Genomic DNA, 11,680 nt, shown 5'->3' on the forward strand with positions numbered 1-11,680 from the left:
GCAGGTTCGAGTCGAGCGAAAGCGAGACAACGTTGCGACAGCAACGGTCCGCAGGGCAAGGCGAAGCCGGGTAATCCTGCACGACCCACCAATGTAAAAAGGCGCCCTAAAGGCGCCTTTTTGCTTTTCTGTTTTCTGGACTTACAGGATGTAAACCTGCTGCAGGTTGGGCTACCTGGCCGCGAGCTACATTAGCTGGTGCATCAACATCACCCGCAAGACGAGGCGCATAACGCGCACAAGCCTGCGCTCTTCTGCACACCCACCAGGCGCACAAAGGCTCCCTGAAGAGTTGTTTCTGCGTTTCACGCTGCGACCGCTTATCATCGCTACTTCCTGATGCCGTTTTTCCCCAGGCTGCGCCAGATGTGCATTACGGCGTAGCTGCGCCAGGGGCGCCAAACTGCCGAACGCTGCTCTGCCTGCTTCGCGGTCATGCCACCGAGATTATTACGAATCACGATATCCCCCGCCGGAAAAGCGTCCGGCCAGCGCAGCGCGCGCATGGCAACATACTGCGCCGTCCAGTCACCGATGCCCGGCAGCGCTTTAAGCTGGGCGATAATTTTTTGCGGCCATGGGCAGGCATCGAGGATCAGTGCGCCGCTGCTGCACGCTTCGGCCAGTGCGAGAATACATTTTGCCCGGGCGCTGATAATGCCCAACGAGGCGATCTCATCCAGCGTGGCGTGATGAATGCGCGTGGCGCTGGGCGGCAGTCGGCTAAGCGTCGGAAACGGCGTCTCAATCTTATCGCCAAAGGCGTTGGCAAAACGGCCACCCAGCGTGGTCGCCGCTTTTACGGTAATTTGCTGACCAAGAATAGCGCGCACCGTCAACTCAAAGCCATCAAACGCGCCGGGAATGCGCAGGCCCGGAAAATCAGCCACGCTTTTAGCCAGCAACGGATCCTGACGCAGCGCTTCATCGATACAGGCGGGTTGCGCATTCAGATCGAAAAGATTACGCAGGCGGCGCAGCAGGGCAGGCAGTACCGGCAGCAGCGAATGGGTAAACTCAACCAGCAGCACCGGCTTTTTCTGATGATGAGTAACCCGAATCCAGCCCTGATGCTGACCCAGCGCAACCGTGCGGCTGTAGCTGATATCATCAACATGCTCGATATGCAGCACCGCATGGCCCCGCAGAAAGTCGAGCATAATCTGCCAGTCAAATGGCGGACGATAGCTTAGCTCCAGCGTCGAGGTGCTGTTTAGCGGCGGCGCGTGCTCATCCACCACGGTTTTACGCAGCTGACTGGGAGACATACGATAACAGCGCTGAAACACGTCGTTAAAACGACGCAGGCTGGCGAAACCGCTGGCATAGGCGATATCGGTCACCGGCAATGCGGTCTCGGTCAGCAGCTGTTTAGCCAGCAGCAGGCGACGCGTCTGGCGCAGTTCAAGCGGCGAAACGCCCAGCTCTTTATGAACAATACGGCGCAGCTGACGCAGGCTGAGATCAAACTGCGCGGCAATCTCTTCCAGGCTTTCGGTCTCATCAATGGCGCCTTGCTCAAGCCGCTGAACCAGCAGATCGGCCACCCGATGGCTGTTATCGACCGGCGCATTTCCCGGCGCCAGTTCAGGACGACAGCGCAGGCAGGGGCGAAATTTCGCCTTCTCGGCCGCTTCAGCGTTAGCAAAAAACAGGCAGTTTTTTTGTAGCGGCGCTTTTACCGGGCAGATGGGACGGCAGTAAATCCCGGTCGAGGTGACGCCGACAAAAAACACACCGTCAAAGCGCGTGTCGCGAGAAGTAAGCGCCTGCCAGGCGATATCAGAATCGATCATGCCGTTCTCCTTGCGGCGGTAGTGCCGGACACTAAACATAGCTGGGGTTTCATCCTCGCACTCGCTGTTTTCGGACATTTAATCCTGATGACCGAAAACAGCCAGCCGGGCGAAAGAAAAAGGTAATAATAGAGGAAAAGCCCAGCAGGAGAGCACCATGTCCTATTACTACAAAATCACCACTACCCCGGTTGGCGTGCTAACGCTGATCGCCAGCGATCGTGGCCTGGCCGCGATTCTCTGGCAGGATGATTCACCGCGGCGGGTCAGGCTCGATCCCCGGATTGAAAACGCCGACCATCCGCTGCTGCTACAGGCGGAGCAGCAGCTACAGGAATATTTTGCCGGTACGCGCCAGCGTTTTGATCTGCCGCTGGATTTTGCCGGCACCGAATTTCAGCGCAAGGTGTGGGCCGCACTGGTCAGCATTCCGTTCGGTGAAACGCGCAGCTATAAGCAGATCGCCGAGCAGATTGGCCACCCCAGCGCCATGCGGGCGGTGGGCGCCGCTAACGGCAGAAATCCAGTGTCGATCATTGCGCCCTGTCATCGTGTTATCGGCGCCAATGGTAAGCTGACTGGCTTCGCTGGCGGGCTGGATATCAAAGCGTTCCTGCTCAGTCTGGAAAGCGGCGCATCGCAGGTGAAATAGCAGGACAGCACGCCATTATTTGGTTATCTTGTTTAGCATATAAAACAGTGGCGGCAAAAAACCGCATTTCAGCCACCATAAATGCCAACTTCGTTAAGTCGAAGAAACGAGAGCGCCTGATGAGCCTGATGTTTGATCCTGAATCTGCTGTCTATCCTTTTCCGCCTAAACCCGCGCGTCTGAACGCTGAGCAGAAGGCGGACTACCGCACGCGCATTAAAGCGCTGCTGAAGGCGCGAGATGCGGTAATGGTTGCCCACTATTATACCGATCCTGACATTCAGTCGCTGGCCGAAGAGACCGGCGGCTGCGTGGCGGATTCGCTGGAAATGGCGCGCTTTGGCAGCCAGCATCCCGCCAAAACGCTGCTGGTGGCGGGCGTGCGTTTTATGGGCGAAACGGCAAAAATTCTTAGCCCGGAAAAAACCGTATTGATGCCGACGCTGGCGGCAGAATGCTCGCTGGATCTGGGCTGTCCCATTGAGGCGTTCAACGCCTTCTGCGACGCGCATCCCGATCGCACCGTGGTGGTTTACGCCAACACCTCAGCGGCGGTAAAAGCACGCGCTGACTGGGTCGTTACCTCCAGCATCGCCGTTGAGCTGATTGAGCATCTCGACAGCCTCGGGCAAAAAATCATTTGGGCACCCGATCGTCATCTTGGTCGTTACGTTACGCAGCAGACGCAGGCCGACGTGCTCTGCTGGCAGGGCGCGTGTATCGTGCACGATGAGTTTAAGGTGCAGGCGCTACGACAAATGAAAGCGCTCTATCCGCAGGCCGCGGTGCTGGTGCACCCGGAGTCGCCGCAGGCGATTGTCGAACTGGCCGATGCGGTGGGTTCCACAAGCCAGCTGATTCAGGCAGCAAAGGCGCTGCCGCATCCGCAAATAATTGTGGCTACCGATCGCGGCATCTTCTACAAAATGCAGCAGGCGGTGCCGGAAAAGAAGCTGCTGGAAGCGCCAACCGCCGGAGAGGGCGCGACCTGCCGCAGCTGTGCGCACTGTCCGTGGATGGCGATGAATGGCCTACAGGCGATTGCCGACGGGCTGGAGCACGGCGGCGCGCAGCATGAAATCCATATTGATGCAGCGCTGCGCGAAAGGGCGCTGGTGCCGCTGAACCGCATGCTATCCTTTGCGGCGGAACTTAAACTCAAGGTCAAAGGCAACGCCTGAGACCCTTCTGAAGGTGCGCTATGGATTTCTTCAGCACGCAAAATATTCTTGTTCATATCCCTCTGGGCACCGGCGGCTACGATCTCTCGTGGATTGAGGCGGTCGGCACGCTGGCCGGACTGCTCTGTATCTGGCTGGCCAGTAAAGAGAAAATCATCAACTATCCGTTCGGCCTGCTGAACGTGGTGCTGTTCGCCATTATCTTTTTCCAGATTCAGCTTTACGCCAGCCTACTGCTACAGCTCTTTTTCTTCGCCGCCAACCTTTATGGCTGGTATGCCTGGAGTCGGCAAACCAGCGATAATCAGACGGCGCTGCGCATTCGCTGGCTGTCGTTGCCCAGCGCCATTGGCTGGGGTCTTGCCTGCGTGGTCGGCATCGGCCTGATGACGCGCTATATCAATCCGGTATTTGGCTTTTTGACCCGCATCGCCGTGAACCTGATGCAGGGCATGGGTATGAAGGTGGCGATGCCGACGCTGCAACCCGATGCGTTTCCGTTCTGGGATGCCTGCCTGATGGTGCTGTCGATTGTGGCAATGATTTTAATGACGCGGAAGTATGTGGAGAACTGGCTGCTGTGGGTGGTGGTCAACGTGATCAGCGTAATGATTTTTGCCCGTCAGGGCGTTTGGGCGATGTCGCTGGAATATATGATTCTCACCGTGATCGCCCTGAACGGCACACGGCTGTGGATGCAGAGCGCCCGCAAACAGGGTTCACGGGCGCTGTCGACTCAGTGATGGGCGTGGGCATGCGCATGATCGTGATGCGCATGTTCCTGCGCTGCGCCAAGGTCACAATCGTGACCGGCACAAGCCTGATACTCCATCTGCACCGTGGCATGCGCAATTTGGCAGGTTTCATGCAGGTAGTGATGAATGCGGTGCAGCAGCGCGTCATGGTCGTGCGGCGGAATCACCTGCACATGCAGCGTTAATACCGGCTTCTCGCCAACCTGCCACAAATGCAGATGGTGCACGTTACGCACTTCAGGGATATTACGCGTGATATCGCGCGCCAGTTTATCAACGTTAATCGACGCTGGTGCGCCTTCCAGCAGCTCATGCAGGCTTTCGCGCAGCAGCGCCCAGCCACTACGTAACACCAGCAGCGACACCAGAATCGACAGAATCGGATCGGCAGGCGTCCAGCCGGTGTACATGATCACCAGCGCCGCAACAATGGCACCCACCGACCCCAGCAGATCGCCCATCACATGCAGCGCCGCCGCGCGCACATTCAGGTTTTTCTCTTCACTACCGCGATGCAGCAGCCAGAAAGAGAGCAGATTAGCCAGCAGCCCGGCAATGGCGATACCGAGCATCATGCCGCCTGCTACCGGCTGAGGTTGATAAAAACGTCGAACCGCTTCCCAGACGATCAGTGCGGTAATCACCAGCAGCGCCAGCGCGTTAACAAAGGCCGCCAGCGTGGTCAGGCGCAGCATGCCAAAGGTATGACGCGCGTTGGGTTTGCGCCGGGCGAACTGCACGGCCAGCAGCGCCATCAGCAGCGCGGCGGCATCGGTAAGCATATGACCGGCATCAGCCAGCAGCGCCAGCGAGCCGGAAAGCCAGCCGCCAACCACTTCGGCAACCATAAACAAGGCGGTAACGGAAAATGCCGCCAACAGGCGTCCACGGTTAGTGTCGCCTTCACCGTGGGAATGAGTGTGCGCCATAAGACTCCAGAGTAAGTAACAATCGATCGGTTAATGATATCAGTAATTTCGCCTCTGCCTGGCTGAGGTTGTGCTGTTTAGCACAATCGATCAGCTGCTGACAGAGCCGCTCTCCCTGCGACTGGCCCAGCAGTAACCAGCTGCCTTTCATGCGGTGTGCAGCCTGTTCAATCGTCGCATAGTCGTTCTGAGCGATGGCAGCTTGCAGCGCCTCGCGGTCGGCAAGAAAGGTCTGATGCAGCGTCTGGCAAATGCGCGGAATAAATGCCTCGTTATCACTGGCCAGACGACGGATATCCGTGCTGAGATGCTGCAAAGGATCGCCAGGCAGCGTGTGCAGAATCGCCGCCAGCGCTTTCTGGCTTACGGGTTTCAGCAGCAGATGATCAACGTGCCTCATCGCCGCCGTATCATCAGGCATCTGCGCATCGGCGGTACACAGCACCAGCAGCGCGCGCTGCGTGCGCTGGCGTTCACGCCGCCGCAGCAGGGCGGCGAGCAGCAGGCCGTCGGGGCGCGGCATCATGCGATCGATAAACAGTAGATCAAACGGCTGACGAGCATCGGCGGCTAGCAGCGCACGGCCATCCGCGTAACATTCAGCATTTACGCCCAGCGCCGCCAGCTGCTGCGCCATCACCAACAGGTTGGTGGGATTATCGTCGACAATGGCGATGCGGCAGTGACTGCGGTCAGCGAATGACAACGGCGCTTCCTCTGCGGTTGGCGCCATGGCGGGAGCCAGCATCAGCGGCAGAGTCACGCTGACCTCGGTGCCGCTGCCCGGCGCGGAGGTGAGGGCGATGGTGCCACCCATGCGCGTAACCAGCTCCCGACAGATCGACAGGCCAAGCCCGCTCCCCTGCACGCGCCGGGTTTTGCCCGAGGGCGCCTGATACCAGGGTTCAAACAATCGTGCTTGTTCTTCCCGCGCAATACCAATGCCGCTGTCAACCACCCGCAGGCTGATCTGTTCATCAACACTCAGCGTCACAGTAATCGAGCCGCTACGAGTAAATTTAATCGCGTTGCCGATCAGATTCACCGCGATCTGCTGCAGTCTGGCACTGTCGATCCACACCGCAGGCGGCAGCGCTGAGCCTGGCGCAACGATCAACCGCGGGCCGTCGGCTGGCATCAGCGGCTGATAAAGATCGTTGAGCTGCTCCAGCCAGCGGCGAAGATCCACCACTTCCGGCGTCAGGCTAAAGGTGTTGCTCTCAATTTTTGCATGATCCTGCAGATCGTTCAGCAGCGTCATCAGCGAGCGGGCGCTGCTGTGCACGATCGCCAGCCGCTTGCTGGCATCTGGCTGCTGGATCTCCAGCTCCAGCAAGCCGAGAATCGCCTGCATCGGCGTGCGCAGCTCATGGCTGACCGTAGCCAGAAACTGACTTTTCATCTGGCTGGCGCGCTCCGCTTCCGCCCGCTGGCGCTCAAGGGCGAGACGCTGCTGCTGTTCCCGGCGCTGTTGCAGATAACGGCGCGCCAGCAAAATCAGCAGGATGACAATCGCCAGCAACGCAGCCAGCAGCAGCAGCTGTGATACCGAGCGCATCATGGTATCCCCGGTATTGATGCGGCTATTGTTGCTCCAGTAGTCGCGCAGGCGCTGCTGCGTATCAGCAGGCACCCGCAACAAGCCTTTATCCATAATCTGCCGCAGCAGCGGTGCCTGTGCGCTGACGCCAAAGGCGATCGGCCAGGCGGTATCGCTGGCGGCAAAAGCGAGTTGTAGCGTGGCGTTATAGCGTGCGGCAATCAGCCAGCGCGCCGATAAGACATTATCCACTACCGCATCGATCTGTCCGCTGTTCAGGGCATCATAAAGCGCGGTGGGCGTATCGAATTCACGCACCTGAATGCCCGCGGGCACCAGCTCACGTCCCAGATCGCCACGCCGCACGCCGACGCGCTGACCCTGCAAATCCTGCCAGCGCGCCGCGCGCGAGGACGGCATGCGGGTATAAACGCCCCATAACGCTCGCCACACCGGCAGGGTGGCGTTATTGCCTTCGTTGCCAGTGAGTGGGTGCATCAGCTGGAGATCGACGCGTGACTGGCTCAGCAGCTCAGCGGCCTGCTGCGGGTTATCCACCCAGTGCGGCTGAAAAGTCAGGCCGGTGGTTTGTGCGACCGCATTCAACAGCTCCACGCTGTATCCGCGCGCCATGCCGTTGCTGTCACGGTAGCTCCACGGATAATCATCGCGTAGCGCGGCATAGGTGGCCTGCGGATGCTGCTGTAACCAGTTCTGCTCCAGCGCGGTCAGCGGGCTGGTGCGGGTATCCTGATAACGCGGCTGCGGCGTGTTCCAGCGGTTTTCAATCGCGTTGACCATATCCAGCGGCAGCTGGCGTAACGTGGTATTCAGCCGCGCAATTAACGCCCGATCGCTGGCGGCCGCCACCAGATCGCGCTGACCTGGCTCGAGCGACGAGGCCAGCTGATAAATTTGCCCCTGCTGCAGCTGGCTAAGCAGAAAGCCTGCGGTGGTTTCATCGGCCACCACATAATCGCTGCGCTGATTCAGCAGCGCATAGAGCGCCTGAAGATCGTTATCAAACAGTCGCCAGTGATGGCTGGCGGCAAAGTCCGGGTTGAGCAGCGCGTAAGATTTCCGGCTGATCGCCAGCTGCGCCTCGCGCGAGTTAAACATCACCGGACGCTGATTGCTGCGGCTGCGATAGATACGCAACGGGCTGGAAAACCACGGCTGGCTGATGGCAAGCTGCGTGGGTAACAGCGGTTTGGGTACGCCGAAGATCAGATCAATTTTGCCTTGTTGCAGTGCAGCCAGCAGAGCAGGCAGGTCGGCGTAGCCGTTGATGGTGAGCTGCAGGCCGTGATGATGAGCGATGGCGTTCAGATAGTCGGCGTTGACGCCGTAAAGATCGCTGCCCACCACGATATTCCACGGTGAGCCGTTGTCCTGCAAAATGCCGACGTGCAGATTTTTCTCCGGCCAGCTGATCTTCTCCTGCGCGGGCAGCAGCATCTGTGGCGGCAGCGTGATGCTGCTCACCGCATGCAGTGCGGCCTGAGCACAGAAACACCACAGCAGGAGCAGCCAGGCAATGTGTCTCACTGCTGTGCTTTCCAGATTTCAGCCAGCTCAACCACCGAACGGGCGCCGGTTTTATCCAGAATGTTTTTCTTGTGGGTGCTAACGGTTTTATTGCTGATGTGCAGCTGTCCGGCAATTTGCAAATTAGAGAAGCCGCGGGCCAGCAGGCTAAGAATCTGCTGCTCTTTCGCGGTTAACAGCGAAGACGCCTCTTCCGGTTCAGCCAGAGGTGGAAAGGCAAGATGGCCGCCGAGCACGGCGAGAATGGCCGACAGCAGCTGCGCCATGGTCTGACTTTTTACGATATACCCGGCTGCGCCCGCCGCCATAGCGGTACGAATGGCGTGCTGATCCTGTTGGGCTGAATAGATCAGCACCTTCTGCTGTTCGTCATGCGCTTTGATGCGGCGCAGCACTTCCAGGCCATTACTGTCAGCCAGGCTGACATCCAGAATGATCAGATCAACGGCGCACGTGCTCAATACTTCACGTGCTTCAGCGGCGGTAGCCACGGAAATCAGGGTCAGCGGAACAGGAGAATGAGGCAGGGCGGCTTCTAATGCGACATGTACCAGCGGGTGATCGTCAATTAACAACAGAACGGCCATAGCGATGTTCCAGCAATCTTTGGGGCATCAGCATAGCGAAAAGCGGAGGGGCAATAAAGCAAACGGAGAGCTTGCGCTCTCCGTCGGGGAATTACTGGGTGGTGCCGTCAGTTTTGGTGTTCACTTCACCGCCGCCAACCTTGGTCTCAACCTTACGGTTGATGTTCGGGCATTTGCCATCTTTGCACTGCGCATTCTGATCGATTTCATCAGCGGTCATGTGCTTGCTGCTGTGCGTGGAGCTGCTGTGAGAAGTACCACTACCGTTGTTGATTTTGCTGTTATCAACGTTGTTCGGTGGCAGATTCTCTTTTGCGCCTGGCGCCACGGCACCGGCATCTGCAGCCTGATTAGACGTCCCGTTGTTGCCGCCTGCGGCCATCGCTGCACCACTACCCAGAGTCATTGCTGCTGCCAGACATACCATTGCAATCTTATTCATAATTATACTCCCGTTAATTATTCATTGTTGCTCTGCCAAACCCGTGCGTGCAGTTTGCCGAGAAATCAGGCGCCCAACGAGCGTATGGCCCGCTATGGCTGACAAAGAAGATAAAAGATGATTAAAACACCGTGTTCCAGAGTGCTTACGCTTAAAAGTGTAGTAAACGGCGGCAAAAGTGCAAATCAGCCTGCGAATCAACGCCGGTAAAGTGCATTTACAGCGCGGGATCGAAGAGATAAATTGAACGGGTTGTGCCCGGACGCATCGGGTAAGAAAATCAATGGAAACCCTATGAACTATCAAAACGATGACTTGCGTATCAAGGAGATAAAAGAACTTCTTCCTCCTGTTGCGTTGCTTGAAAAATTTCCCGCTTCTGATAAAGCGGCCGAAACCGTGGCGCAATCGCGACAGGCAATTCACAATATTCTGCAAAAACAGGACGATCGCCTGCTGGTGGTAATCGGTCCCTGTTCTATTCACGATACTGAGGCGGCGAAGGAGTATGGCGCGCGCCTGCTCGCACTGCGCGAGGCGCTGCGGGGCGAGCTGGAAATCGTCATGCGGGTCTATTTTGAAAAACCCCGTACCACCGTTGGCTGGAAAGGGCTGATTAACGATCCTTACATGGATGGCAGTTTTCAGATTAATGATGGCCTGCGCATCGCGCGTAAGCTACTGCTTGATATCAACGACAGCGGCTTGCCGGCAGCGGGCGAATTTCTGGATATGATCACGCCGCAGTATCTGGCCGATCTGATGAGCTGGGGCGCAATCGGCGCACGTACCACCGAATCGCAGGTGCACCGTGAGCTCTCTTCTGGCCTCTCCTGTCCGGTAGGCTTTAAAAACGGCACCGACGGCACCATCAAGGTTGCTATCGACGCCATTGGCGCCGCCAGCGCGCCGCACTGCTTTCTTTCAGTGACCAAATATGGTCATTCGGCGATTGTGGAAACCCGCGGTAATGGCGATTGCCACATCATTCTGCGCGGCGGCAAAGAGCCAAACTACAGCGCCTCTCACGTTGAAGCGGTGAAAGTGGGCCTGGAAAAAGCGGGCCTGCCGGCGCAGATCATGATCGACTTCAGCCATGCCAACAGCAGCAAGCAGTATCAGAAGCAGCTAACCGTTGCTGAAGATGTGGCGCAGCAAATTGCGGGCGGTGAGCAGGCGATCATGGGCGTGATGATCGAGAGCCATCTGGTTGAGGGTAATCAGAGCCTGGAGAGCGGTGAACCGCTGGTCTACGGTAAAAGCGTGACCGATGCTTGTATTGGCTGGCAGGATACGGAAAACGTACTGCGTCAGCTGGCGCAGGCAGTGAAACAGCGTCGGGAAGGGTAAACAGACGGGTGTTAAAAAGCGGTTGCCGGATGGCAACCGCCAGATCAATTACTTCGCTTTACCCTGATTCGCAACCGCTGCAGCGCGCGCAGCAATTTCATCGGCATCGCCAAGATAGTAGTGCTTGATCGGTTTGAAGTTTTCGTCGAACTCATACACCAACGGCACGCCGGTTGGGATATTCAGCTCAAGAATCTCTTCTTCGCTCATATCATCAAGATATTTCACCAGCGCACGCAGTGAGTTGCCGTGTGCCGCGATGATCACTTTCTCGCCGCTTTTCAGACGTGGCAGAATCGTTTCGTTCCAGTATGGCAGAACGCGATCGATAGTCAGCGCCAGGCTTTCGGTGGTTGGCAGCTGCTCAGCGCTGAGGTTAGCGTAGCGCGGGTCGTGGCCAGGGAAACGTTCGTCTCCGCGATCCAGTTCCGGTGGCGTGACCGCGAAACCACGGCGCCACTGTTTAACCTGCTCATCGCCATATTTATCAGCGGTTTCAGCTTTGTTCAGACCCTGCAGCGCACCGTAATGACGCTCGTTCAGACGCCAGGATTTTTCAACCGGCAGCCAGGCCTGATCCAGTTCGTCGAGGATGTTCCACAGCGTATGGATAGCGCGCTTCAGTACCGAGGTGTAGGCGAAATCAAAGGTAAAACCTTCTTTTTTCAGCAGTTGACCCGCGGCTTTGGCTTCAGTGCGGCCTTTGTCAGAGAGATCAACATCATACCAACCGGTAAAGCGGTTTTCGTTATTCCATTGGCTTTCGCCGTGACGAACCAGAACCAGCTTAGTTACAGCCATAGCTTCACTCCTTAATACGTGACGTTTCTATGATAACAGCACCGCCGGCATAGCCTGCCCGACAATGTTCCTGCCCGTTACCATAGCTGAAATATGCGC

The 11,680-nt window shown here is 57.5% G+C and carries 10 protein-coding genes and 1 other RNA gene; 5 read left to right on the forward strand and 6 right to left on the reverse strand.

Going from position 1 to position 11,680, the window contains the following annotated elements:
* Positions 1 to 91: non-coding RNA, RtT sRNA (locus ACJY2L_RS00005), on the forward strand; the annotation flags it as partial.
* 238 nt (positions 92 to 329) lie between these two features.
* Here ACJY2L_RS00005 and ACJY2L_RS00010 read toward each other — a convergent pair.
* On the reverse strand, positions 330 to 1,796 hold the full coding sequence (locus ACJY2L_RS00010) for an AlkA N-terminal domain-containing protein (RefSeq protein ID WP_187487910.1): 1,467 nt from the start codon (positions 1,794 to 1,796) through the stop codon (positions 330 to 332).
* 157 nt (positions 1,797 to 1,953) lie between these two features.
* On the opposite strand from ACJY2L_RS00010, the gene ACJY2L_RS00015 reads away from it, so the two are divergent.
* The 3 genes from ACJY2L_RS00015 (at position 1,954) to pnuC (ending at position 4,372) form a co-directional block, all read left to right on the forward strand.
* Positions 1,954 to 2,448 carry a methylated-DNA--[protein]-cysteine S-methyltransferase gene (locus ACJY2L_RS00015; protein ID WP_439212817.1) on the forward strand — a complete coding sequence of 165 codons (495 nt, stop codon included), beginning with the start codon at positions 1,954 to 1,956 and terminating at the stop codon, positions 2,446 to 2,448.
* A gap of 119 nt (positions 2,449 to 2,567) precedes the next feature.
* Positions 2,568 to 3,629: a quinolinate synthase NadA gene (gene nadA, locus ACJY2L_RS00020; protein ID WP_439212818.1), complete on the forward strand. Its 1,062-nt coding sequence runs from the start codon at positions 2,568 to 2,570 to the stop codon at positions 3,627 to 3,629.
* Between the two features lie 20 nt (positions 3,630 to 3,649).
* On the forward strand, positions 3,650 to 4,372 hold the full coding sequence (gene pnuC / locus ACJY2L_RS00025; protein WP_439212819.1) for a nicotinamide riboside transporter PnuC: 723 nt from the start codon (positions 3,650 to 3,652) through the stop codon (positions 4,370 to 4,372).
* Here pnuC and zitB read toward each other — a convergent pair.
* From zitB to ACJY2L_RS00045, 4 genes are all read right to left on the reverse strand, one after another.
* Positions 4,366 to 5,313 carry a CDF family zinc transporter ZitB gene (gene zitB / locus ACJY2L_RS00030; protein WP_439212820.1) on the reverse strand — a complete coding sequence of 316 codons (948 nt, stop codon included), beginning with the start codon at positions 5,311 to 5,313 and terminating at the stop codon, positions 4,366 to 4,368. The genes pnuC and zitB overlap by 7 nt on opposite strands.
* Positions 5,288 to 8,401 (reverse strand): ATP-binding protein, encoded by a 3,114-nt coding sequence (locus ACJY2L_RS00035; protein ID WP_439212821.1) that lies wholly within the window; start codon positions 8,399 to 8,401, stop codon positions 5,288 to 5,290. Before ACJY2L_RS00035 ends, zitB begins: the two co-directional genes overlap by 26 nt.
* A complete protein-coding gene (locus ACJY2L_RS00040; RefSeq protein WP_439212822.1) occupies positions 8,398 to 8,988 on the reverse strand; it encodes a response regulator in 591 nt (196 codons plus the stop codon). Before ACJY2L_RS00040 ends, ACJY2L_RS00035 begins: the two co-directional genes overlap by 4 nt.
* 91 nt (positions 8,989 to 9,079) lie before the next feature.
* Positions 9,080 to 9,430 (reverse strand): YbgS-like family protein, encoded by a 351-nt coding sequence (locus ACJY2L_RS00045; protein ID WP_439212823.1) that lies wholly within the window; start codon positions 9,428 to 9,430, stop codon positions 9,080 to 9,082.
* Positions 9,431 to 9,724: 294 nt separating this feature from the next.
* Here ACJY2L_RS00045 and aroG point away from each other — a divergent pair, with 294 nt between their 5' ends.
* Complete coding sequence (gene aroG, locus ACJY2L_RS00050; RefSeq protein WP_439212824.1) at positions 9,725 to 10,780, forward strand: 3-deoxy-7-phosphoheptulonate synthase AroG; 1,056 nt, start codon at positions 9,725 to 9,727, stop codon at positions 10,778 to 10,780.
* A gap of 48 nt (positions 10,781 to 10,828) precedes the next feature.
* Here the strand turns inward: aroG and gpmA are convergent, their stop codons facing one another.
* The gene (gene gpmA / locus ACJY2L_RS00055) at positions 10,829 to 11,581 is read right to left on the reverse strand and encodes a 2,3-diphosphoglycerate-dependent phosphoglycerate mutase (protein WP_067428832.1); all 753 of its coding nucleotides are present in this window, start codon (positions 11,579 to 11,581) and stop codon (positions 10,829 to 10,831) included.
* Positions 11,582 to 11,680 lie beyond the last annotated feature (99 nt).

Source organism: Duffyella sp. Ts4 (assembly GCF_051851875.1).
Classification (GTDB): Bacteria; Pseudomonadota; Gammaproteobacteria; order Enterobacterales; family Enterobacteriaceae; genus Duffyella; species Duffyella gerundensis.

Excerpts from the sequence above, each read along its gene's own strand:
- ACJY2L_RS00010 (WP_187487910.1), bottom strand. The coding sequence starts at position 1,796 with ATGATCGATTCTGATATCGCCTGGCAGGCGCTTACTTCTCGCGACACG.
- ACJY2L_RS00015 (WP_439212817.1), top strand. The coding sequence starts at position 1,954 with ATGTCCTATTACTACAAAATCACCACTACCCCGGTTGGCGTGCTAACG.
- nadA (WP_439212818.1), top strand. The coding sequence starts at position 2,568 with ATGAGCCTGATGTTTGATCCTGAATCTGCTGTCTATCCTTTTCCGCCT.
- pnuC (WP_439212819.1), top strand. The coding sequence starts at position 3,650 with ATGGATTTCTTCAGCACGCAAAATATTCTTGTTCATATCCCTCTGGGC.
- zitB (WP_439212820.1), bottom strand. The coding sequence starts at position 5,313 with ATGGCGCACACTCATTCCCACGGTGAAGGCGACACTAACCGTGGACGC.
- ACJY2L_RS00040 (WP_439212822.1), bottom strand. The coding sequence starts at position 8,988 with ATGGCCGTTCTGTTGTTAATTGACGATCACCCGCTGGTACATGTCGCA.
- ACJY2L_RS00045 (WP_439212823.1), bottom strand. The coding sequence starts at position 9,430 with ATGAATAAGATTGCAATGGTATGTCTGGCAGCAGCAATGACTCTGGGT.
- aroG (WP_439212824.1), top strand. The coding sequence starts at position 9,725 with ATGAACTATCAAAACGATGACTTGCGTATCAAGGAGATAAAAGAACTT.
- gpmA (WP_067428832.1), bottom strand. The coding sequence starts at position 11,581 with ATGGCTGTAACTAAGCTGGTTCTGGTTCGTCACGGCGAAAGCCAATGG.